Below are 21,863 nucleotides of genomic sequence, written 5' to 3' on the forward strand. Positions count from 1 at the left end.
CTGGATGTTGGCTTATTGTTGATGTTGCTGGCACACGGATAAAATTCGATGAATATCAAATCTCTATTTTCCGAAAGCGGGCCTTCATGCCGCCCGCAGCATTGGTCGTTGTGGGCTCTGATCGGACCTTCGCGCAGGCTTGAATGAAAGTCCGGTTTGGGCCGTTCACGACGATTGAAGCGAGTCCAACGATGGGACGCAAAGTCCTGCGGAGCAAATGTTTGGATTTAATGAATCCTGAGACTAAGGAGTTCATTCTGGCAATTCCCACTGCCGAGTTATCCCATTCCAATGCCGCCCGTTTGGCCCATGTTTTTCCCACTCGGAAAGCCGCCGCCATTCATCAAGTGAGACGACTTTGCCGGTCCAAATTTTGGGACGACCGCCAAGGGCAAAGCCGTGCCTATGATCGTCGGGGGCTTTGTCGTTCGTTTTTCGGATTTGACGCGGCAGGGCTGCTACTTCCGCTACTTTCGCTACTTTGAGTGCAGTTTCCCGCTCCTGAGTAGCAGAAGTAGCGGAAGTAGCAGGGGTGACGGCCTGTTTTTCAATTTCCGCAAGGGCTAAACGTGGGTCGAATAACATCAGACACCCCCCACAATACGATACGCAACCTGACGGGCCTGACCACCGATCACGGTCCCGCTTTCAAGCTGTATCAACCAGCCGTGTGCAGACAAAACGGTCAGTAGCTTTTTGACGGCTGCTGTTTCCCGGATGGAATTGGGGCCAAATTGAACAATGTCTTTGGGAACAATCGTTGCAGCGTCCCGACCGTTAGACGCAGCTATGGCGGGCCAGCTTCCAACGATCCAATCGCGAAGGTTTTCAGCGCGGCTGATTTCTTCGGATATCGTCGCCGCCTCTGCCAGCCTCTTTGCTTCAAAGAGATAGAATTGGGCGAGTGTTATCGCGTCTGCCATGGTGGCGGCAGTAACATCCGGTTCATTCAGATTACGCCAAAGGGTCAATGTACCTGCGATACGTGCGGCCTGTTCTGGCGACTTTGAAGCAAACGATTTTACATGCTCCAGTTCCCCGCCTGATACCTGCGCTATCTCCGTGGCCTTGTAATATTGGTAGAGCAACTCCATTGCCGCACTGGACAAGGGTAATGCACGCGGCAGCAGTTCTTGCGGATTGTCCTCAGACAGCGGCTTGGGGTGCGCCAAAATCTCAGATATGCGCGCAGAGGCTGCTTCTTTTGCTACTTCCGCTTCTTTTGCGCATGACTGACGCAATCTGGTGCCAATAGCACTTGGTGGCTCGGTGATTAAGAACCGCGCCAAGAAGCCCTGACCACTTGCCACCGGGTCTGCCAGCAAAGGACGCGCCGCAACAGGTTGCACCATGAGGTGCGCAGCCAAGCGTCTTCCATAGAGTGTTGTGGCTCCGTCACCGGCGCGAACACGGTCCAGCGCATCGCCACCCCAAAGACCCGACAACCCGGCCACGGTTTTAAGGCGGTTGTCAGAGTTCATGGCATGACCACCAAGAAAGCCACCACCTTCATCTGAGAACAAGCCAAGGCTGGGTTGTCCGGTCAGATAAAGCTTCACCAATCCCTCAAGCGTTGGTTCCGATGTTGTCAGCTTTGGGGAAAGAGGCTGCTTTGGTTCCGCGCCATGCGCTTCCAAGTCGGCCTGCGCCGCATTGGCCTTTTGCGCATTGCTGCCAGCCGCCTCTTTGAGCATCCGGTCGCGCTTTGCGGTCCAGAGTTTATGCGCAACGGACCAATCGGCCATCTCTTCGCGGTATTCGACGGCACGGTCGCGTTCAAACGCGCGCAAGCCCGCCATGACCAGTTTGTCACAGCCACTCTTGCGCTCGCCAGACTGGGCAACAGTCAGACAGAACAAGGACACAGGCGCATATCCCGCCAAAGTCTCGACGTCTGCATGGGACTGCACCGCCAAAGAGGCGACGGACAGAGCAGATTGTGCAGCGATTGCCACAGGTGCCTGCGTTGCCAACTGAACCGCCTTCACAGTGTCCTTGAGTGGCCCCAAGGCTTCTACTGGGTAATCCGCACCACGAGGGATTTCACGCACAAGCGGCTGCGGGCCTTCATCTACAAAAGGTTTCGGTTGAAGCACTGTCATGCCGCCACCCCGCTTTGCAAAACGTCATTCCAATCTTGCCCATCTGGCGCGGGCATCAGGGATACATCCCAACCCAAACCGTTCGCGCGGTGCGCCAGCGCATTGCCAGCTTCGCGGCCCACGTCGTCACCGTCAGTCGCAATGATTAGCGCACCCGTTTTTGTCGGCAGGGACAGCCCGCGCATTCCAGATGTGGAGAGTGTGGCCCAGACGGTATGAGGGCCGTTGAGAAGGCCACTAAGCAGGCTCAGGCCCGTTTCTATGCCCTCGCACACCACAAGAGGCCCCAATGCATCAGACAGGCGCACCGCGCCGCCCTGACACGGCCCCAACATCATTTTTGCAGACTTATCCAGGCGCTGCCCTGTCTTTGTAAAGAATGTGCGGTGAACGCCGCCCGTTGAGGCAATGTCGGCAATCATCGCGGCACAGTATTGGCGGCTTGGTCCGTGATAGGTATCTGGCAACCAGCGCAGCGTGTCAGGCAACGGGTATGTGATCCCACGGCCCCGCAGATATGCCTCGCCCTTGGTGCCGCCAATGGCTTCGCCGAATTCCCAAAGGGACCGGGCGCGGGCTTTGATCTTTGCGGCCTGTGCAGCGCGTTCACGCTCTGCGTTTTCAACAGCCATGCGGTCAATCTCGATTGTGCCGGGTGTGATCCCCGCGCCTGTGAGAATGTCCCGAAAATCGCAGCCATTCTTTTTGCAATGCAGCAGCAGCTTGCCGCTTTCGGCGTTGATCGTCAGGGCGTTTTGATCCTTGCGGCGGGCTGTCTGGCAAACCGGACAAGGGGCCACACCATAACTGCGATACCACTTGCCTCCAAGTTCTGCGCTCAGGCGTGCGGGGTCAATGAGATTGCTCATCGCAAGACCCCTGATCCGCCGTTTGGCGGATCGACCCTGCTGGCTTCAGCCCACGCGTTCAGATCAGCCCCACGATAAATGATTTTACGGCCCAGCTTGTAAAACGCTGGCCCCATGCCTTTGTGACGCCATTGCGCCAGCTTGTCCCGGTCGCCAATGATGTTCAGTTCATCATCGCCAAGAACGTAGTTTCGGTTTTGCTCGAACAGGTTTGCCATGCTGTCAATCTCCGTTGGTTACGTGAGATTGCAGTGGAACCGATTGGCCTAACTTTGAAAAAAGGCACTAATAGCGCTACAAAAAGGGGTTAAGGCTGAGACCTTTTGCCCATTAGCGCTTCCGTAATTTTCTTGATGTTATCCGTCGGAACCGGTCGATGTTGCCCACTCAACATTGCGGAAAGCGAATTGACTGGCGGTGGTATCAAGTCTTCGTCGGTAATCTGCTTGACCGACCACTTGGCATGCGTACGAACATTCTGATTTATCTCAAGTATCTCAAAAACTTCGTCAAGCGCCCGCCCATAGGAGGTCGAAGGGTGATCCCCGCTTGCGGCGGTGCCATATGTCGGACGTTGTCCGGTTTCCCGCGCAAATAGTTTTGCCAGACGCAGTGCAATCGCGCGCGCATAATAGTCGGGGGCTCTGTGGCTGATATTCCAGAACTTCTCTTCTTGATCTTTCAACTCTTGGTAACGCTCTGTTAATGCAATAGAAAAATCCAACATCACAAGAAATGAAGCGGTGTAGCCACCAACCTCCGCCACATATTTCCGGATCATCTCGGTGCTTTCCTCGAGATTTTCACGTGGAGCGCCTTTGTACAATTTTTGATTCATGATCGGAATTAACCGCATCAACATCGCAAGATGTTCTGGATCACCTTCCTTGGAACCGAGATGGTCCAAGACGGCATCAATATGCGCGAGACTTCCAGATATCGCATCCAACTCCCGCTGAAATTCCGACTTGGTATCGTGCTGATTGGGTTTGCTTATGTCGAAAGGATCAGGCGATAGTAGGGTTGTTCTACCGCGCATTCCCTCTTTACCGAAGGGTGCAAGCATCTTGTCCACGGCAACATGTAGTCGCTCGGAAACATCTGGGACAGAGTCTTGGGAACTTTTCTGCTGCATTAAGGCAGCTTCACCCAGACCTTAATGCTCTGCAAGTTTTTTCTGGATCTGTTCTGATTTTGTTCGCCGCGAAAAAAGATCAGGGGACATCGACCTTAGTGTATTCAACTTTTTGTCGATGTTCGCAGTTTAATGACGTCGGCACTTGATCCAGATACGAAATTCGACCACTTCTCCATCAACACCCGCCGCTTATCCAACAAATCAGACCGCGCATAAGCCCGTTCAACATCAGACCCGATTCGATGCGATATGCTCAATTCGGCAACCTCGCGCGGCGCATTGGCAACCTCGGATGCCCAATCGCGGAAGGTAGACCGGAACCCATGTACCGTGACGCCCTCAACATTCATCCGGCGTAAGAGCATCAGCATCGCCATGTTTGACAACGGCTTGTGGCGTTTCTGGCCTTCAAAGACATAATCCGACTTCAACGCTTTCAAAGGTTCAATGATCTCCAGCATTTCATCCGTCAGCGGGACGCGGTGATCATTGCCCGTTTTCATCCGAATGGCCGGACAGGTCCAGAGTCGTGCCTCAAGGTCGACCTCTTCCCAGCGCAGCCCCAGCACCTCACCCGTCCTTGAACCCGTCAAACAGGTGAACATCAGTGCCTTTGCCGCCATCGCATTGCGGGTCTTAAGATCAGCATAAAAGGCTGGCACATCTTTCCAGTGCATTGCTTTGTGGTGCTTGGGCTTGGCTTTGACCTTGGGCAATGCGTTCGCGTCTTTGATCGCCGTGACCGGGTTTTCGCCAGACCGGAACCCTTTTGAACGCGCCACATCCAGCACCGTTTTGATACGTTGCGCCAAACGCCTCGCCGTTTCGTGCTTTTCCGTCCAAATGGGCGCAAGGCACATCATCACCTCAGGTTGATCAATGCTATCAATCGGCATCCGGCCAATCTTGGGAAAGGCATAGTCGCGCAAAGTGTTGATCCATTGCTGGCCATGCTTGGCGTTTTTCCACGTCGGCATCCGGTCAATGTGGACCTGTTGTGCCACCTCTTCAAACGTCGGGATTTCTTGGCGGACGTTGAAACGCGGGTTCAACCCTTGCTTGGCCATGCGGCGATATTCCAGCGCCCTGTCCCGCGCTTGGTTCAGCGTCACAACATCAGCGCCACCCAAGCCATAGTCGGTGCGCAGCGGCCCACCTTTCTTGTTCTTTTGGCCTTTGACCACCACCCGCACGATCCAACGGCGCGCGCCAGATGGATCAACGACAAGATACAGCCCCCCGCCATCGCCATGACGTCCAGCGCCTAAGTTCTCGACCAGCTTCTTAGTCAGTTTTCCAGATAGGGCCATTTCAGAAATACCACATTCAATACCACTCAAGGAACGAATATAGGCATCATCGAAAGAAACTCAAGGCAATCGTGAAACCCCACTTCAACCATAAAAACAAAAGAAAAAGGCCGCCCAAGGCGACCCAATCAAACTCTACAAAATGGCGGTCTGGCGGAGACGAAGGGATTCGAACCCTCGAACGCTTGCACGTTACTCCCTTAGCAGGGGAGCGCCTTCGACCACTCGGCCACGTCTCCGTCGACCCGTTTAGCGGCGGCATCTGCGAGGGGCAAGGGCAAATCAGGGCAAAATGCAACGTCGGTATTACGTCTTTATTGCGTCGGTCCCTTGGTGCATCCGCAAAACCATGCCCGCCACAGCTTGCGCCGCTACGTGCACACCGTAAACCAGCGCCGAGGGGAACGCGTTTGGTTACAAAGTATTTACACGCCGGCAACATCGCGATTGCCTTTGCCACGGTTGCGCAGGCGGCGGACGTGACGCTGACAGGCGGCGCAGGTGCCGTGATCACCTCGGCGCTGGCAGGCATCGAGATTTTCAAGAAAGCAGGGCCGGACGACAAGGCACTGGCCAAGGTGATGGCCGACGCCGCGCAGGCGCATCTGCAGAAATCACATCTGAGGGGCGATCGGCGCAAGATCGTGATCCAGATGATGGCGCTGCACGAGATCACCTATGTAGACATGGCGCAGGGCAATATGGACGCGGCCATTGTTGCCGCAACCATCTGTGACCAGATCAAAGCGACAGCACAAGACAGCGAACAGCGATCTGACCAAGCGCGGGCCGATTACAAAGCGCTGCTGATCGCCATTCTGACCCCACTGCTGACCCCCACAACACCTGAACAGGCGATGCAGCAGGAGTTGCTGCGGCGCAGTGAAATATCGGGCGAGGCACAGCGGCTGCGCGATATGGGCATCACTGAAAACGCCCTGATCACCTTGGCCCAGCGCATCGGGACGGATACCCAGGATTTGGAAAGCGCATGGGCGGAACTGGAAAACGCTATGGAAATCGCGGAGCGGGTGCAGAAGGACGGGCACGCGCCGTCAAACCACGGCGATTTTGTCGATGAGGTGATGCGGCATGTGGCAGAGTTATCCGCGCAGGGCGACTATGCCAGCGCCAGCGCTGCAATTACCGAGGCACTGGCGGAGGAAGACGCCGCCAGTGCCGCGCGTAAATTGCGGCTGTTGGCCAAAGGCATCGACATCGCGCTGCTGGCAGGCGACAGCGCCCTTGCGGCAAAGCAGTTGGTGGCAAAAACAGATCTGGACGCAGGCGGCGGTCAGGCGTCGTTTGAGGACCTGCGCCAGATGCAAGACCAGTCCTATGAAAAGGGACGGGACAAAGGCATTGCACTGGATCTGGAGGTTTCCATTGATCTGGCGCAGATCATCCTGACCCGCGCCACAACCGCCGATCAGCGTGGGACAGTCCACAACGACCTGGGGGTGTCGCTGCGAACCCTCGGGGCGCGCGAAAACGGCACGGCGCGGTTGGAACAGGCGGTCACCGCCTATGAGGCCGCGTTGCAAGAACGCACGCAGGAGCTCGTGCCGCTGGACTGGGCCACGACGCAAGGCAATTTATGCAGTTTGGAACTGGCGTTCTATGACAAGATAAATGATCCGGCACATCTGGACCGGGCGCAGGCCTATGGTGAGGTTGCGCAGGCGGTGTTTATCGCCGCCGGGGCCACACAGTATCAAGCCATGGCACAAAGGCAATTGGACAGTATTACTGCCCGCCGCGACACCCTTTAGGTATTAAATAAGAAATGCAGCACATCTCCGTCCTTGACGGTATAGGCCTTGCCCTCGGCCCGCATCTTGCCCGCTTCTTTCGCAGGTCCCTCGCCGCCTAGAGATACAAAATCATCATAGGCAATGGTTTCGGCGCGGATGAAGCCTTTTTCGAAATCGCCGTGGATCACGCCCGCGGCTTTGGGGGCGGACGTGCCGTGTTTGATGGTCCAGGCGCGGGCCTCTTTCGGGCCGACGGTGAAATAGGTTTCCAAGTGCAGCAATTCGTACCCGGCGCGGATCAGGCGGTCGAGGCCCGCTTCGGCCAGACCCATTTCGTCGAGGAACATCTGCGCCTCTTCGATCTCAAGCTGGCTAATTTCTTCTTCGATTTGGGCAGAGATGATCACATGGGCGTTGCCTTGGGCCGCGGCCATATCGGCCACTTTAGCGGAGAATGCATTGCCTGTCGCCGCGTCGCCCTCGCCCACGTTGCAGACATAGAGCACCGGTTTGGTGGTCAACAGTTGCAACATGCGCCATGCCTTGCGGTCGTCGTCGTCGACGGAAACCACGCGGGCGGGGTTGCCTGCTTCGATAGCGTCTTGGGCCATGGCCAGCAGGCGGTCCTGCTGCACCGCGTCTTTGTCGTTGCCCTTGATCTTGCGCACAAGGCCCGCGCGGCGTTTTTCGATGCTTTCCAGATCGGCCAGCATTAATTCGGTGTCGATGGTTTCGGCGTCCGCCACCGGGTCCACACGGCCTTCAACATGGGTCACATCGCCGTCCTCAAAACAGCGCAGCACATGGGCAATGGCGTCGACCTCACGGATGTTGGCCAGAAACTGATTGCCCAGCCCCTCGCCTTTGGAGGCCCCTTTGACCAGACCCGCGATGTCCACGAATGTCATGCGCGTTGGAATGATCTGTTTCGATCCTGCAATGGCGGCGAGTTTTTCCAGCCGCGCGTCAGGCACGGCAACCTCGCCGACGTTCGGTTCAATCGTGCAAAACGGAAAGTTCGCGGCCTGTGCCGCGGCGGTGCGGGTCAGTGCGTTGAAAAGAGTCGATTTGCCGACATTTGGCAAACCCACAATACCCATTTTGAAACCCATGTGCCGCGTCCTTTATCAAAGCTCGCGTTGTCCTAGGGTGTCAGGCGGCGGGGCGCAAGTCTCAGCGCGCGCGTCGGTCCTCGCGGGCCTGAAAAATCAAGAGCCACGCCAGCAGAATAAACATCGGATGGGTCAGGCCGCCGGAAAAGATCAGCGCTGGAATCCAGATGATAAAGACGATCACACTCAGGATCGGTCGGCCCGTGAGCAGGATCGAGAGCGGCGGAAGCAAGATGGCGAGAATGTAATTCATTCCAATGAAATAGGACCTGAATTTCTATTTTCAATTTCTTTGCGGGATACGGCCCAATATTTGTCGGTCACCTCAAAGCGAAGGCACATTGATTTTTCCCACGCTTTTCGGCATTGCAGCTTCAACACCAAAGGAAAGCCGCCATCATGACTCGTATTGACGCCAAATTCGCAGACCTCAAGGCCAAAGGGAAAAAGGCGTTTGTGTCCTATGTCATGGCCGGGGACCCCGATTTTGACACCTCGCTGGAAATTGTGCGGGGCCTGCCCGATGCGGGTGTTGACGTTATTGAGCTGGGTTTGCCTTTTACCGATCCGATGGCCGATGGCCCGACGATCCAACTGGCCGGGCAACGTGCCTTGGCGGCGGGCATGACCCTGCGCCGCACGCTGGATCTGGCAATTGCCTTTCGCAAGGGTGACGACACGACCCCGATTGTGCTGATGGGCTATTATAACCCGATCTATTCCATGGGCGTTGAAACGTTCCTGAAAGAAGCAATTGCGGCTGGGATCGACGGATTGATTGTGGTCGATCTGCCCCCCGAAGAAGACAGTGAACTGTGCCTGCCAGCCCAAGAGGCGGGGCTTAATTTCATCCGACTGGCCACGCCGACCACGGACGATAAACGCCTGCCTCGGGTGGCTCAGAACACGTCGGGTTTTGTATATTATGTCTCTATCACAGGGATCACCGGGTCCGCCGAAGCGGATGCAGGCGATGTTGCCCCCGAAGTCGCGCGCATTCAAAAGGCCAGTAATCTGCCGGTGATTGTCGGATTTGGGGTGAACACGCCCGAGAAATCCCGCGCAATTGCCGAAGTCGCAGATGGCGTTGTGGTTGGTTCCGCCATTGTGTCGCGCATCGCCAAAGGCGACAGCGTCGCGGATGTGCTGGCCTTCGTGAAATCGCTGTCAGATGGGGCGCATTCCGCCTGACATCTGGCATGCAAGCGCCCTGCCCTGCCTAGCCGTTTCGCGCGTCATCAAGGTATTCTCTGAGCGACGTCAGTGCTGGTTTGATCTGGGTTAACTTGGCCACATCAAAACCCGCCACCAGTGCGCTAAACTCCGGTGCCAGCGCCTGAATGGTGTCATCGCGCATCTTGCGCCCCGCAGGGGTCAGCCACACCCGTTTGGACCGGCCATCATCGGGATTGGCGCGCAGATCGATCAGCCCATGCGACACCAACCCTTTCAAGGTATGGGTCATTGATGTCTTGGGCACCTGGAATACGCGGGCCATGTCGATGGGCACCGCACCATCACCCCGATTGATCAAGTGATTGAGCACCGCAAAGTGCGGCGCGATCAATCCTTTCGGCAGCCGCGTCTCTAAAATCGTGCGACTGAGTTGTTCTATGATCCCGATTTCCTTGAAAATCTCGAACATCAGGACCGGATCATGTTTATCCGTCAATCAATTTCGCCTTCAATGGCCAACGCGGTGTGCGCGGTACTGTTGGACCATAGCCCAGCCGCCCTAACATTTGAACCGTGCCGCCGCCCGGTGCCAACATCGCATGTGCAGCGTCATAGTGGGGTGCCATCTCGGGATATTCCTGCAACGCCTGACTGACCGGATGCAACGCCAGCCCACTACCTGTGGTCGCAAGATTCAACCGCAACCAGCGCCGTCCAGCGTCAATATGATCCTGCCGGGTATTTGTGGGCGTGGTGATCACCGCATAGGCCGGGGTCGCTTGCAACATCTCACTATATATCTTGATGCCCTCCTTGAATCCGGTGCTGCCGGGGTCCGCCTGATCCTCGCGGGTCAGGACCCCAGCCAACATCAGGCTTTCCAAGAACGGGCCACCCAGATCAATACCATCCGGCGTGGCGTTGATCTCGGCCTTGCCAAAGCGCATCAGATCAACGCTTTCCTGCATCGTGCGCGGTGTCATCGCCTCGACCATCCACGCGTCCCATGTCAGTTTTCGAAGGGACGAAACCTTCGTTGGGTCGGTATAAATATCTGCGATCAACCTCAGTTCATCAGCAAGCTCAGGGGGTACTGCACGTGCTTCGTACGGCTCCTTGCACGAGCGGCGATCAAGGATGTGGACGGCCAAAGCGTCTGGTTTGCCACCTTTATTGAATTTGGCCTCGGCGATGGGCCCCTTTGGTCCATCCGGAAAAAGAGCAAGGTCAACTGAATATCCATCTGCCCCGGCCGCCAAAACCATCTGTTCCAAAAAACACCCCAGCCCAATGGTGATCTGGCGATCAAATGGGTCTGTTTCCGGCAAGCGGCGGGTTTCATCATGAAAGACACGCAGACGATCATCGCCAATCATTTCAATCTGCCAGGGCTGCAAGTTGTGGGGGTTTGGCGCGAGCAGGGCAAAGCTGAGCGCGTTAAGGCGCGCGTCATTATAACTGCCTGCCAACGACCATGGCCGAAGTGCGTTTTCGGGCGTCCGTGTGACCAGAAAGCCGGTAGCTGAAGTTGCGGCGGCCACAACCATGCCACCCCCGATCAAAGCAAGAGTTTTGCGGCGGGAAAGTTTCATGCCAGAGAGTCCTTGTTTTGGTGCGATATGGTACTAACCTATATAGTGCGATATCGAACCAATCAAGCCATTTCTTCAATTGCTCTTTATTGGTGGAATTGGTAAGGAAAAATTACCAATCTAAAAGTGAGTCTGAATATGCCCGTCATCACCAACATTGCCGATCTGAAACGCATCTATGAACGCCGGGTGCCACGCATGTTCTTCGACTATGCGGAATCGGGCAGTTGGACGGAGCAGACATTCCGCGAAAATACCTCGGATTTTGACCAGATCAGGCTGCGCCAGCGGGTGGCCGTGGACATGACCGGGCGCAGCACCGCAACCAAGATGATAGGTGAAGACGTATCTATGCCTGTCGCCCTCGCCCCTGTTGGCTTCACCGGCATGCAAAACGCCGATGGTGAAATGAAAGCGGCCAAAGCGGCCGAAGCCTTTGGCGTGCCGTTCACCCTGTCCACAATGTCGATCTGTTCGATCGAAGACGTTGCAAGTGTGACCACCAAGCCGTTCTGGTTTCAGGTCTATACCCTGCGCGACAGTGATTTCATGCAACGCTTGTTTGACCGGGCCAAGGCCGCAAATTGTTCTGCTATCGTGATCACGGTTGATCTGCAGATCATGGGCCAACGCCACAAGGATTTGAAAAACGGCCTCTCCGCGCCACCAAAATTTACAGTCAAATCAATGGCCAATCTGGCGACCAAAGTGCCTTGGGGGCTGGAAATGCTTGGCACCAAACGGCGATTTTTTGGAAATATCGTCGGCCATGCCAAAGGCGTGAAAGACCCTTCGTCGCTTTCCTCCTGGACCGCCGAAGCTTTTGATCCATCGTTGAATTGGGACCGCATTGCCGAATTCCGCAAGATGTGGGGCGGCAAGGTGATCATCAAAGGTATTCTGGACGCTGAGGACGCAAAAATGGCGTTGAAGGTTGGCGCTGACGCGATCATCGTTTCAAATCACGGCGGGCGGCAATTGGACGGTGCGGTAAGTTCGATCAGCGCCCTACCTTCAATTCTGGATGCTGTGGGAGACAAGATAGAGGTGCATTTGGACAGCGGTATCCGCTCTGGCCAGGACGTTCTCAAGGCGATGGCGATGGGGGCTAAGGGCACCTACATCGGACGCGCGTTTGTCTATGGATTGGGCGCGATGGGTCAGGCTGGGGTGACAAAGGCGCTTGAGGTGATCCACCGCGAACTGGACATCACAATGGCGCTCTGCGGGGAAACATCCGTCGAAAACCTGGGCCGGCACAACCTGCTGGTGCCAAAGAACTTTGGCGGCGACTGGCAGGACTAGAGCGCGACCTTTGCCCGGCGTGCGAGCGCCGGGATCAACACGATTGCGGTCACCGCCAGCAGTAGAGCGATCACAACAAATGCCGTGCGCAGACCAAATCCTTGGGCGATCACCCCCATCATCGGCGGCCCAAAAAAGAACGCCCCATAGCCCAGTACCGACGCACGGCTGATCGCGGCCAGTCGCGACGCATCCGGAACGCTGCGCCCCACAAAAGCCAGCGCCAAAGGGGCTACGACCGAAATCCCCAAACCACCCAGCGCAAACCCCGCCAGCGCCATCGGAACATTCGTGGCCAATCCCGCAAGCAACAAACCACTGGTGGACACCAGCGTGGCCGCCAACATCAACGTTGTATCGCGCATGAACCGCGCCAATCCATGCCCGGACAACCGGCCAATCCCCATGGTCAGACCCAACAGTGCGGGGCCCATCGCCCCTTCACCCGGTGTCCCGCCAAGGGTCCGCTCCAGATGCAAAGCTGACCACCCCTCAGAGGAGGCCTCGGCCAAGAATGCCACCAGAACGACCAGCCCTGCCATGATCACCAGACGGTGTGGCATGTCGGCGGGTGTCCCATCTGTGTCGTCTTCAATATTCGGGCTGACATCGCGTGCGGCATAGGCAAGCCCCGTCAGAACGACCACCAAAAGCGCAAAGATCACCCGCAGATCAACCTGCGCCTCGCGCAGCACACCCGCCAGCAATGCCGCCCCCGCATAGGCGAACGAATAAAGCGCATGGTTCAGGTTCATCAAGGTGCGGCCAGATCGGGCCTCAATCTCGGACACGCGCGCGTTGATCAACACATCCGTCACCCCCGACCCGATGGACGCGACCAACATCGCCAGCGCCAGGATCACCAGCAACGACGAAAAACTGGCGGCGAACATTCCCGCGGCAACCACCAGAATCGCCACAGGCAAGGCCTTGCCGCCCGCCAACCGTTGCGCAAGCGGTGCAAGCCACATGGCCCCAACAGCGCCAAGGGCTGCGAAAAGGACCGCGATGCCGTAAGCCCCGTCAGACGCGCCAACATTGGCCTTGATCACTGGCATATGCGCAAAATACGCCGCCCAGGCACCCCCAATGGCGATGAATCCCGCCAATGGTTTACGGGTCAGGTAAAGATCATGTTTGATGCTCATGCCACCGCCATTGCCACGGGTTTGGTCAAATGCCAACACAGCATTGAACGGACAGGGTGGATTTGTTCTTTTCAACCCTGCCAAACCGTTCTATACGCGCGACTTCACGCGGGGACTACAGCCTTGGAGGGGCCCCGCCCTATATATATTGGAGATTAAAATGGCCGGAGAGATTCCAGATCTTGAAGCCCAGGTACGGACGGGGACAGGCAAGGGCGCCGCTCGTCAGGCACGCCGTGATGGCATGGTACCGGGGATTGTTTTTGGTGGCGACGCAGACCCACTGCCGATTAACATCCCGTTCAACAAACTGCTGACCATGCTGCGCGCAGGCCGCTTTAAGGCGACCTTGTTCAACATGAAAGTCGAAGGCCACGATGACGTGCGTGTCATCTGCCGCGACGTCCAGCGCCATGTTGTCAAAGACCTGCCCACACACGTGGATTTCATGCGTCTCAAGCGGACTACGAAAGTCAACCTGTTCATCCACGTTGACGTCATCGGCGAAGACGTATCACCCGGTCTGAAAAAGGGTGGTACCATGACGCTGGTCCGTCCAGAAGTCGAACTTGTCGTGACCGCGGCTGATATTCCTGAAAGCATCACCATTGATGTTTCCGAGTTGGAAATCGGCGACAGCGCGACAATCTCGGATGTCAAACTGCCTGCCGGGTCTAAGCCCGTCATCGACCGCGATTTTGTGATCGCACAGATCTCTGCCCCATCTGCCCTGAAAAGCGCTGATGAAGACGAAGACGAGACAGCCGTGGATGAAGTGCCCACAACCGAGATGGGCCCTCCAGACGGTGAAGAAAGCTAAGCAAACCGCACATGTGGGATTTGCTGAAACGGGGTCGCTGATGCGGCCCCGTTTTTTCATGTGCACGGCGCGTTACGCCCCTAATTCCAAATGCTGCAAGGCGGATCAGGGCGTGCAAAAAACGATTTCATGCTATTGTCGCTGAAGCGGCGAAAGGCGGTGAAGTCCGGTATCGTCGTGGCCCCCAATCCATCACACCTCTTGCAACAACCCAACGACCATCGCATCGTGCATAAAATACCCCGAAAGGCAGACCATCATGAAAGTAGTCGTTATGGGCGCGGGCGTCATTGGCGTCACAACCGCATATTACCTTGCAAAAGGTGGGGCCGATGTCACCGTCATTGACCGGCAGGCCGGTCCGGGGCTGGAAACCAGCTATGCCAATGCCGGCGAACTGAGCTATGGCATGACCTCGCCCTGGGCGGCCCCCGGCATTCCCGTCAAAGCGGTCAAATGGTTGTTCATGAAACGCCGCCCGCTGTTCATCTGGCCGCTGATCAGCCCGACCATGTGGAAATGGTGCGTGCAGATGATCCAGAACTGCAACGACGAAAGCTATCGCATCAACAAGGGTCGTATGGTGCGGGTGTCGAACTACTCACGTGACGTGATGCCGGATCTGATTGCGGAAACCGGCATTGAATATGACGGCCGCGAACAGGGCACGCTGCAACTCTTCCGCACCGCCAAACAGATGAAAGGCTCAAAAGCCGATCAGGAGATATTGGCGGAATACGACAGCCCTTACGAGGTGCTGGGCCGCGACGCCTGCATCGGCGTTGAACCGGCACTCGCCGAGGTGCGCAACAAATTCGTTGGCGGCCTGCGCCTGACCGCAGATCGCACTGGCGATTGCCGGTTGTTCACCATGGCATTGGCCGAAAAATGCGGGGAAATGGGCGTTGAATTTCAATACGGCCAGTCGATCAAATCCCTCGCCATTGAGGATGGCAAAATCGCCGGCATCAACACTGAAATTGCCGGACGCATCACCGGTGACGCCTATGTCTGCGCCATGGGCAGCTATGCGGTGAACGTGCTGAATCCCATCGGGGTGAAACTGCCCGTCTACCCGGTCAAAGGCTATTCCGTGACCCTGCCCGTCACCGACGATGCCTTTGCCCCGCAATCCACCATCATGGACGAAACGCACAAAGTCGCCATTACCCGCCTTGGCGACCGCATCCGCGTCGCAGGCACCGCAGAAATTGCCGGATATTCCAACCGCCTTGGCCCGCATGCCACCGACACCGTCAAACACGTGATCAGCGATCTGTTCCCCAAAGGCGGCGACATTTCCCGCGCCGAAGGCTGGACCGGCCTGCGACCCATGACCCCCGACGGCACGCCGGTTCTGGGCCCCACACAGTTTGAAAACCTCTTTGTAAACACCGGGCACGGCACGCTCGGCTGGACAATGGCCTGCGGCTCAGGCCGTGCAGTTGCAGATGTTGTGCTGGGTAAAACACCCGAAATTTCGATGGAGGGACTGACGGCGGCGCGGTATCAGCGGTAAGGGCGAGAGGTGTGACAGGCAGTGTCCGCGGTGCGGACGAAGCCGTCATTCGCCTTAAGGAAGCGAATTTCTGGTTACTCCGCTCACAAGTAAACCACTCCGAAACGTTTTTCAGTCAAGTCAAAGTCGCGTTGATTGGTTTGGTTTTGACGAGAGGTTTCGGCCATGAATTCCTCGGCCCAATCACCGGGAAATATATAGCTAATGAGTTTGGCTGGAGTCTGACCTACGTTCCTCATGAAATGTGAAACACCGCGTGGACATTGAGCTGTATCACCAGGGCCAAGCAAATGGACGGTATCGGCAATTTTCGCCTCCAACTGCCCTTCAATGATGTGGAAAGTCTGGCCTTCCCACTTGTGATAATGATCTGGAAATAAATGCGCCAGGAGCAATCACGCCATTACTGATGACGTACTCGGAAGCTGTCGATTCCTTGCCGACGACAATTCCAGTGAATTCATCCTCGGCCATCATATAATTTTTACTACCGTTCCAATTGGACACGACGGTCTTCTTTGTGGATAGCAACTGTTTTACCGTCATGGTCCTTCCCTTGAGGTGATGGTTTAGCTTGCCCTAACGAGACATTCGCCATTGCGCGACAAATCGTCAAGTAAGGGCTCCCGCCCCCCATCCGCTGCACCCGCACCACCCGCCCGATGCGACGGCCCTATCGCCACCCCATTGCACTGCCCCCCCCACCACGCTAGGCACATTCCGACGCAACCCTAAGGCACGCACCGCGATGAAACCCATCCGTCTCATGTCCGGCTTTTTCACCGTGGGTATCTGGACCCTGCTCAGCCGCGTCATGGGCTTTGCCCGCGACGTGATGATCGCAGGATATCTGGGTGCAGGTCCGGTGGCCGAAGCCTTCCTCGTTGCGTTTTCCCTGCCCAACATGTTCCGCCGCTTCTTTGCCGAAGGGGCGTTCAACATGGCCTTTGTGCCGATGTTCTCCAAAAGGCTGGAGGCTGGCGACGACCCCGAAGGTTTTGCCCAGGACGCCTTTGTCGGCATGGCGTTTGTGCTGACCCTATTCACGATCATCGGGGTGATCGCGATGCCGGGACTGGTGCTTTTGATGGCGTCGGGATTTGCAGGTGACGAACGCTTTGACCTGGCGGTTGAATATGGGCGGCTGGCGTTCCCCTATATCCTGTTCATCTCGCTCGCCGCCTTGGTTTCCGGTGTCCTGAACGCCAATGGCCGCTTCATGGCCGCTGCCGCAGCACCTGTGGTCCTGAACGTCGTGTTTATCTCTGCCGTTTTGATCGGTGCCGCACTGGCGCGGCCCAGTTCTGACGCCCTTGGGGATGGCATTGATCAGGCTCTGGGCATGCGGGTCGGGGACACGCTGGCACTGTCGGTACCGCTTGCAGGCCTGGCGCAGTTGGCGCTGGTGTGGTGGGCGGCCCGGCGCGCGGGCTTTACCTTGCGCATAAACCGCCGCCCGCGCCTGACGCCGGACCTCAAACGCCTTGCGATTATTGCAGCACCCGCTGCATTGGCGGGGGGCGTGGTCCAGATCAACTTGCTGGTCGGCCGCCAGGTGGCCAGCTTTTATGATGGTGCGGTGGCATGGCTCAACTACGCGGATCGCCTGTATCAATTGCCCTTGGGCGTCGTCGGCATTGCCATCGGTGTGGTGCTGTTGCCGGACCTGTCGCGCCGCCTCAAGGCCGGCGACGAGGACGGATCACACAGCACCATCAGCCGCGCGGCTGAGGTCGCGCTGGCGCTGACGATCCCATCAGCTGTGGCGCTGATGGTGATCCCCTTCACGCTTGTCTCCGTGTTGTTCCAACGCGGGGCAACGGGCATCGACGATGCCGCGGCCATCGCCATTGCCGCATCAATCTACGGACTTGGCCTGCCCGCCTTTGTCCTGCAAAAAATCCTGCAACCGCTCTATTTTGCGCGTGAAGACACCCGCCGCCCCTTTCATTTTGCCGTCGTTGCCATGGTCGTGAATGTCGGTCTGGCCGTGGGGTTGATGCCCTTTGTTGGCTGGATAGCCCCCGCCATTGCCGCTTCCCTTGCCGGTTGGGCGATGTTCGCCCTGCTGGCCGTGGGCGCGCGGGGTTACGGCCTTGCGGCAAAATTCGACGCCCGGTTTCACAAACGCATCTGGCGCATCCTTGCTGCATCCGTTGCCATGGGGTTCACACTCTGGACCGCCAATGCCGCCCTGCAACCAATGTTGGGCCAGCCGTGGTGGCGCGGCATCGCTCTGCTGATCCTGATCGGTGTCGGCATCATCAGCTATTTTGGCATCGGCCAGATGATCGGTGCCTTCCGCCTGTCAGAATTCAGGGGCGCGATGCGCCGGGGATAGCCTCGTCCCCCGCTTCTTTTCGCCAAAAATACTCAATCCCGCGCTCTTGCCAGTTCACCGGCGTTGCAATTTCGCGCGCAGCCGCGCCCATTCCCCCGGCGCAAACAAAAAGCTCAGCCCAAAACCACAGAAAAACCCGGCCAATTCCGCCACCCACAGCGTCCCTGTCTCAAACAGAATACCCCAGATCAGCTGTAACCCCATCAACACCGCAATCAGCGCAAAGGCTCGCAATTGCTGCGCGCCCTGCCCCGCCAGCTTGCGCCACATCACAAATGAATAGCCGCCAATCAGCCCGTACACATTCGGATAGGCACCCGCCAGCCAGACCGGATCATTCAGCACCAGCGCATAAAACACAGCACCACCGATCCCGGACATGACAAAAATCATCAGCAACGCCACCTGCCCCATCACCTCCGCCACCATCTTGCCCAACGCCAATAACAGCACCATCGCAAAGAGCGCGTGGGTAAAACCAAGGTGGATAAACGGATAGGTAATAACCCGCATCACTTCGCTCAGCGGCCACTGACCATTGGCCAACATCCAGTCAAAGATGTCGCCGGAAAAGCCATAAACACGGACCAGCCCCAGCCGCCAGCCAATCGCACCGGGCCCGCCGATCACCCCTGCTTCTCCCAGCGATAGCCCCGCCTCAATCCCGGCAATCGCCAGAAACAACAGGACCACCACAGGCGGCAACGGGTTCACGGGGGGCTGGATTTCAGGGTCGTGCATGGGGCCTCCTTGACGCTGGCTGGCCCCATGAGTAAGCGGGACACAAGCGCATTTCCAGCCCTTAAGGAGCGACCCATGACGGAAACCAAATTCACCCCCCGTGTGTTTTCAGGCATTCAGCCGTCCGGCGGGCTGACTTTGGGCAACTATCTGGGTGCGATCAAACGGTTTGTGTCGATGCAGGACGAGGCGTTCGAGACCATCTATTGCATGGTCGATCTCCACGCGATCACTGTCTGGCAGGAGCCCGAGAAACTCAAACACAACACCCGCGAACTGGCGGCAGGGTTCATCGCGTCCGGCATCAGCCCCGACAAATCCATCCTGATCAATCAAAGCCAGGTGCCTGAGCACGCGCAACTGGGCTGGATATTCAACTGCGTCGCCCGCATGGGCTGGATGGGCCGCATGACCCAATTCAAGGACAAGGCGGGCAAGAACGCCGAGGCCGCAAGTCTGGGTCTCTTTGGCTATCCGGCCCTCATGGCGGCCGACATCCTGATTTACCACGCGACCCATGTGCCTGTGGGTGAAGACCAGAAACAGCACCTTGAGCTCACCCGCGATATCGCTGCCAAATTTAACCACGACTACGGCGTTGACTTCTTCCCCATCACTGAACCCGTCATCGAAGGGGCCGCAACCCGCGTCATGTCCCTGCGCGACGGGTCCAAAAAGATGTCGAAGTCCGACCCGTCGGATGCCAGCCGCATCAATATGACGGATGATGCCGATGCAATCGCCAAAAAGATCCGCAAAGCCAAAACCGACCCCGACGCCCTGCCCTCCGAAGCCAAAGGGCTGGAGAACCGCCCCGAAGCGCGCAATCTGGTCAACATCTATGCGGCCCTCAATGACCAAACCGTCGATCAGGTACTCGCAGATGTGGGAGGCCAGCAATTTGGCACCTTTAAACCGCTGCTGGCCGAATTGGCAGTCGCAAAACTCGCCCCCATTTCAGACGAAATGGCCCGCCTGATGGCCGACCCGGCAGAGATTGACCGCATCCTTGCCAAAGGGGCCGGGCAAGCACGCGAGATTACGGCACCGATCTTGAAGAAAACCTACGAAATCGTCGGCATGGTTGGGTGACATGGGCCATATCAAGGAATAGTTTGCTGATGGCCTCTAGCTGGTGAAATCAGCCGGCGACCATTCTTGCGGACCCAACATCATGCCCGCGCAAACCCAGCGGTCTTTTGACTAAATTCCCGTCACACCCAAGTAACCTCTACGCGGACGAAGTCGCCGTTGTTGGTGCTCTTTGCGAATGACCGTGACCTCATCATGCGCAAAAAACGACCTCGGATCGTCGTGTTGCCGTTAGCGCGAGGTCAGTTGCAACTCCACACTTCGATCGGTGCAACTCATTCTTAGGCAAGCCAATGCGACTTAAGGCAAAAGATCTTATCGATTTCGAACGCTACCCGATTTCGACCCCTGGAACCTCGCGTGATGCTATCTTGGATCGGGTACGCAGTGCGTTGAAAATGCAAGGCTGTGCTGTTCTCAAGGGCTTTCTGAAACCAGAGGGGATCGCCGCCTCAGTTGCAGAAGCAGAAGGTGTAGCAGGCGAAGGCCACCGCAGCTATTCGCGCACCAACGCCTATTTCACGTCGGAAGACTTAAGTTTGCCACAGTCTGATCCGAGGCGGAGATTTTTTGATAGGTCGAACGCGTTCGTTCCGGCCGACAACTTCCATTCTGACGGTGCGCTACGCACCATTTTTGACAGTGATGGTTTCGACACATTCATTCGCGAGTGCCTTGAGCAGCCGGAAGACCGGTTCTTTCGCTACGCTGACCCATTGGCAGACGTCATCGTGAATGCCGCTGTGGAAGGGAATGGGTTTCCGTGGCACTTTGACACCAACAATTTCACAGTAACGCTGGCGCTGCAGAATGCAGAACGCGGCGGTGCTTTCGAATACGCCCCGATGATACGCAGCAGCGCGGACGAGAACTTTGCAGAGGTTTCCAGGGTTCTTGACGGCACGTCCGAGAAAGTGAATGCGCTGGAGATTGAACCCGGCGATTTGCAATTGTTCAAAGGTCGCTACTCGCTGCATCGGGTAGCACCTCTCGAAGGCCAAACTCCCCGCTATGTTGCCATTTTTTCATATGTGGAAGAGCCGGACATGGTGGGCAGCGTTGAGCGCACTCAGCAACTCTATGGAAAAACGCTTCCAATTCACCACAATCGGGCCGGACAGCGGGCAGACACATTGACAGATTGACTAGCACTAACTTCTCTAGCGGGGCTATGTTGCCTTGCAGGGACAAATACAAAATCTGAACCTTCAAAGCGAACTTCGAAGATGCACCTCTCTTGAAAGCACACGTTAATACGCGTTGCTGAATCCGTCACTTTGGCCTCAAAGCAGCCATTAGATCGGGCGCAGCATGTTTCCATCACGGGCAAACCATCACACACAAGGAAGGCCCATAGCCGTCGTTCGCCCGGTGCTTGTCATCCTGCAGTGAGGCCCGTCAGACCCGCCATTCGCCGCGGGTGCAAATTCGGGGGATGGCCGACTCACAGAGTTCAGGACCAAATCGCCGCTCGCTGTGCGCGCGCAAGTGGCGGCAATCGACACATAGCGCCCAATGCGTATGTCGGCCCATCGTAAAAGGTAAAATCTTCACCCAGGATGAAACTCGAATGCCTAAAGGACTCTTCCCAGTGGTTTACGTGCCTTCAGCGCGGAAATTGAGTCCGTCGTCACACCATCAAACAAAAAGAGCATTACAAAGAAAGAAGAGACGTTAGTGCTTTGCGCGTGCATGACACTCATCAAAGGTGACTTGAAAACAAGAGAAGATGATCTGCGGGTTGGTGAAATAGGTCGAGCAGATTCATTCTGTGAATTTGATCCGGACGTCAGTGTCATGGGCACATGCACTGAAGGCAAGTATTTCAACACGTAAATCATGGG

General features: G+C 56.8%; 22 protein-coding genes and 1 tRNA gene. 8 read left to right on the forward strand and 15 right to left on the reverse strand.

The annotated features are described in order from the left end of the window. Positions 1-252: 252 nt before the first annotated feature. The 7 genes from C1J02_RS17595 to C1J02_RS17625 form a co-directional block, all read right to left on the reverse strand. Positions 253-585: a hypothetical protein gene (locus tag C1J02_RS17595; protein ID WP_114879735.1), complete on the reverse strand. Its 333-nt coding sequence runs from the start codon at positions 583-585 to the stop codon at positions 253-255. After that, on the reverse strand, positions 585-2,102 hold the full coding sequence (locus tag C1J02_RS17600) for a YfjI family protein (RefSeq protein ID WP_114879736.1): 1,518 nt from the start codon (positions 2,100-2,102) through the stop codon (positions 585-587). The genes C1J02_RS17595 and C1J02_RS17600 overlap by 1 nt, the downstream gene beginning before the upstream one ends. Beyond that, complete coding sequence (locus C1J02_RS17605; protein WP_114879737.1) at positions 2,099-2,971, reverse strand: toprim domain-containing protein; 873 nt, start codon at positions 2,969-2,971, stop codon at positions 2,099-2,101. Before C1J02_RS17605 ends, C1J02_RS17600 begins: the two co-directional genes overlap by 4 nt. Then, the gene (locus C1J02_RS17610; protein ID WP_114879738.1) at positions 2,968-3,189 is read right to left on the reverse strand and encodes a MerR family transcriptional regulator; all 222 of its coding nucleotides are present in this window, start codon (positions 3,187-3,189) and stop codon (positions 2,968-2,970) included. The genes C1J02_RS17605 and C1J02_RS17610 overlap by 4 nt, the downstream gene beginning before the upstream one ends. 89 nt (positions 3,190-3,278) lie before the next feature. Then, positions 3,279-4,106: a hypothetical protein gene (locus tag C1J02_RS17615; RefSeq protein WP_162798371.1), complete on the reverse strand. Its 828-nt coding sequence runs from the start codon at positions 4,104-4,106 to the stop codon at positions 3,279-3,281. A gap of 104 nt (positions 4,107-4,210) precedes the next feature. Beyond that, positions 4,211-5,419 carry a site-specific integrase gene (locus C1J02_RS17620; protein WP_114879740.1) on the reverse strand — a complete coding sequence of 403 codons (1,209 nt, stop codon included), beginning with the start codon at positions 5,417-5,419 and terminating at the stop codon, positions 4,211-4,213. Between the two features lie 151 nt (positions 5,420-5,570). Then, positions 5,571-5,658 (reverse strand) — tRNA-Ser (locus tag C1J02_RS17625). Positions 5,659-5,829: 171 nt separating this feature from the next. On the opposite strand from C1J02_RS17625, the gene C1J02_RS17630 reads away from it, so the two are divergent. After that, on the forward strand, positions 5,830-7,191 hold the full coding sequence (locus tag C1J02_RS17630) for a hypothetical protein (protein ID WP_114879741.1): 1,362 nt from the start codon (positions 5,830-5,832) through the stop codon (positions 7,189-7,191). On the opposite strand, the gene ychF is transcribed toward C1J02_RS17630, so the two are convergent. Beyond that, positions 7,188-8,285, reverse strand: a complete 1,098-nt coding sequence (gene ychF / locus C1J02_RS17635; protein WP_114879742.1) for a redox-regulated ATPase YchF — start codon at positions 8,283-8,285, stop codon at positions 7,188-7,190. The two genes, C1J02_RS17630 and ychF, sit on opposite strands and share 4 nt — an antisense overlap. Before the next feature lie 61 nt (positions 8,286-8,346). Continuing rightward, the gene (locus C1J02_RS17640) at positions 8,347-8,538 is read right to left on the reverse strand and encodes a hypothetical protein (RefSeq protein WP_114879743.1); all 192 of its coding nucleotides are present in this window, start codon (positions 8,536-8,538) and stop codon (positions 8,347-8,349) included. 146 nt (positions 8,539-8,684) lie between these two features. On the opposite strand from C1J02_RS17640, the gene trpA reads away from it, so the two are divergent. Beyond that, entirely contained in the window at positions 8,685-9,476 is a 792-nt protein-coding gene (gene trpA, locus C1J02_RS17645; RefSeq protein ID WP_114879744.1) for a tryptophan synthase subunit alpha, read from the forward strand. A gap of 28 nt (positions 9,477-9,504) precedes the next feature. Here the strand turns inward: trpA and C1J02_RS17650 are convergent, their stop codons facing one another. After that, positions 9,505-9,957: a MarR family winged helix-turn-helix transcriptional regulator gene (locus C1J02_RS17650; protein ID WP_217525267.1), complete on the reverse strand. Its 453-nt coding sequence runs from the start codon at positions 9,955-9,957 to the stop codon at positions 9,505-9,507. Beyond that, positions 9,947-11,053, reverse strand: a complete 1,107-nt coding sequence (locus C1J02_RS17655) for a twin-arginine translocation pathway signal protein (protein ID WP_114879746.1) — start codon at positions 11,051-11,053, stop codon at positions 9,947-9,949. Before C1J02_RS17655 ends, C1J02_RS17650 begins: the two co-directional genes overlap by 11 nt. Before the next feature lie 138 nt (positions 11,054-11,191). Between C1J02_RS17655 and C1J02_RS17660 the strand changes: the two genes are divergently transcribed. Beyond that, positions 11,192-12,358, forward strand: coding sequence for an alpha-hydroxy acid oxidase (locus C1J02_RS17660; RefSeq protein WP_114879747.1), 1,167 nt, complete (start codon positions 11,192-11,194; stop codon positions 12,356-12,358). On the opposite strand, the gene C1J02_RS17665 is transcribed toward C1J02_RS17660, so the two are convergent. Then, positions 12,355-13,506: an MFS transporter gene (locus C1J02_RS17665; protein ID WP_114879748.1), complete on the reverse strand. Its 1,152-nt coding sequence runs from the start codon at positions 13,504-13,506 to the stop codon at positions 12,355-12,357. The genes C1J02_RS17660 and C1J02_RS17665 overlap by 4 nt on opposite strands. 160 nt (positions 13,507-13,666) lie before the next feature. Between C1J02_RS17665 and C1J02_RS17670 the strand changes: the two genes are divergently transcribed. Next, positions 13,667-14,326, forward strand: a complete 660-nt coding sequence (locus C1J02_RS17670; protein ID WP_114880693.1) for a 50S ribosomal protein L25/general stress protein Ctc — start codon at positions 13,667-13,669, stop codon at positions 14,324-14,326. 259 nt (positions 14,327-14,585) lie between these two features. After that, positions 14,586-15,845 (forward strand): D-amino acid dehydrogenase, encoded by a 1,260-nt coding sequence (locus C1J02_RS17675; protein ID WP_114879749.1) that lies wholly within the window; start codon positions 14,586-14,588, stop codon positions 15,843-15,845. 83 nt (positions 15,846-15,928) lie between these two features. On the opposite strand, the gene C1J02_RS21315 is transcribed toward C1J02_RS17675, so the two are convergent. Further along, on the reverse strand, positions 15,929-16,240 hold the full coding sequence (locus tag C1J02_RS21315) for a cupin domain-containing protein (RefSeq protein WP_114879750.1): 312 nt from the start codon (positions 16,238-16,240) through the stop codon (positions 15,929-15,931). Further along, positions 16,173-16,391, reverse strand: a complete 219-nt coding sequence (locus tag C1J02_RS20965) for a hypothetical protein (RefSeq protein WP_162798194.1) — start codon at positions 16,389-16,391, stop codon at positions 16,173-16,175. Before C1J02_RS20965 ends, C1J02_RS21315 begins: the two co-directional genes overlap by 68 nt. Before the next feature lie 202 nt (positions 16,392-16,593). Here C1J02_RS20965 and murJ point away from each other — a divergent pair, with 202 nt between their 5' ends. Further along, the gene (murJ, locus tag C1J02_RS17685) at positions 16,594-18,186 is read left to right on the forward strand and encodes a murein biosynthesis integral membrane protein MurJ (protein ID WP_114879751.1); all 1,593 of its coding nucleotides are present in this window, start codon (positions 16,594-16,596) and stop codon (positions 18,184-18,186) included. A 54-nt stretch (positions 18,187-18,240) separates the two neighbouring features. Here murJ and C1J02_RS17690 read toward each other — a convergent pair whose 3' ends face one another. Next, positions 18,241-18,927, reverse strand: coding sequence for a rhomboid family intramembrane serine protease (locus C1J02_RS17690; RefSeq protein WP_114879752.1), 687 nt, complete (start codon positions 18,925-18,927; stop codon positions 18,241-18,243). Positions 18,928-19,002: 75 nt separating this feature from the next. Between C1J02_RS17690 and trpS the strand changes: the two genes are divergently transcribed. Next, positions 19,003-20,019, forward strand: a complete 1,017-nt coding sequence (trpS, locus tag C1J02_RS17695) for a tryptophan--tRNA ligase (RefSeq protein WP_114879753.1) — start codon at positions 19,003-19,005, stop codon at positions 20,017-20,019. Between the two features lie 371 nt (positions 20,020-20,390). Beyond that, entirely contained in the window at positions 20,391-21,164 is a 774-nt protein-coding gene (locus tag C1J02_RS17700) for a hypothetical protein (RefSeq protein WP_254693154.1), read from the forward strand. Positions 21,165-21,863 lie beyond the last annotated feature (699 nt).

It is taken from the genome of Sulfitobacter sp. SK011 (assembly GCF_003352065.1).
Lineage (GTDB): Bacteria > Pseudomonadota > Alphaproteobacteria > Rhodobacterales > Rhodobacteraceae > Sulfitobacter.

Excerpts from the sequence above, each read along its gene's own strand:
- C1J02_RS17615 (WP_162798371.1), bottom strand. The coding sequence starts at position 4,106 with ATGCAGCAGAAAAGTTCCCAAGACTCTGTCCCAGATGTTTCCGAGCGA.
- C1J02_RS17670 (WP_114880693.1), top strand. The coding sequence starts at position 13,667 with ATGGCCGGAGAGATTCCAGATCTTGAAGCCCAGGTACGGACGGGGACA.
- C1J02_RS17640 (WP_114879743.1), bottom strand. The coding sequence starts at position 8,538 with ATGAATTACATTCTCGCCATCTTGCTTCCGCCGCTCTCGATCCTGCTC.
- C1J02_RS17655 (WP_114879746.1), bottom strand. The coding sequence starts at position 11,053 with ATGAAACTTTCCCGCCGCAAAACTCTTGCTTTGATCGGGGGTGGCATG.
- C1J02_RS17600 (WP_114879736.1), bottom strand. The coding sequence starts at position 2,102 with ATGACAGTGCTTCAACCGAAACCTTTTGTAGATGAAGGCCCGCAGCCG.
- C1J02_RS17690 (WP_114879752.1), bottom strand. The coding sequence starts at position 18,927 with ATGCACGACCCTGAAATCCAGCCCCCCGTGAACCCGTTGCCGCCTGTG.
- ychF (WP_114879742.1), bottom strand. The coding sequence starts at position 8,285 with ATGGGTTTCAAAATGGGTATTGTGGGTTTGCCAAATGTCGGCAAATCG.
- C1J02_RS17610 (WP_114879738.1), bottom strand. The coding sequence starts at position 3,189 with ATGGCAAACCTGTTCGAGCAAAACCGAAACTACGTTCTTGGCGATGAT.
- C1J02_RS17660 (WP_114879747.1), top strand. The coding sequence starts at position 11,192 with ATGCCCGTCATCACCAACATTGCCGATCTGAAACGCATCTATGAACGC.
- trpS (WP_114879753.1), top strand. The coding sequence starts at position 19,003 with ATGACGGAAACCAAATTCACCCCCCGTGTGTTTTCAGGCATTCAGCCG.
- murJ (WP_114879751.1), top strand. The coding sequence starts at position 16,594 with ATGAAACCCATCCGTCTCATGTCCGGCTTTTTCACCGTGGGTATCTGG.
- C1J02_RS17665 (WP_114879748.1), bottom strand. The coding sequence starts at position 13,506 with ATGAGCATCAAACATGATCTTTACCTGACCCGTAAACCATTGGCGGGA.
- C1J02_RS17595 (WP_114879735.1), bottom strand. The coding sequence starts at position 585 with ATGTTATTCGACCCACGTTTAGCCCTTGCGGAAATTGAAAAACAGGCC.
- C1J02_RS17605 (WP_114879737.1), bottom strand. The coding sequence starts at position 2,971 with ATGAGCAATCTCATTGACCCCGCACGCCTGAGCGCAGAACTTGGAGGC.
- C1J02_RS20965 (WP_162798194.1), bottom strand. The coding sequence starts at position 16,391 with ATGACGGTAAAACAGTTGCTATCCACAAAGAAGACCGTCGTGTCCAAT.
- C1J02_RS17620 (WP_114879740.1), bottom strand. The coding sequence starts at position 5,419 with ATGGCCCTATCTGGAAAACTGACTAAGAAGCTGGTCGAGAACTTAGGC.
- C1J02_RS17675 (WP_114879749.1), top strand. The coding sequence starts at position 14,586 with ATGAAAGTAGTCGTTATGGGCGCGGGCGTCATTGGCGTCACAACCGCA.
- trpA (WP_114879744.1), top strand. The coding sequence starts at position 8,685 with ATGACTCGTATTGACGCCAAATTCGCAGACCTCAAGGCCAAAGGGAAA.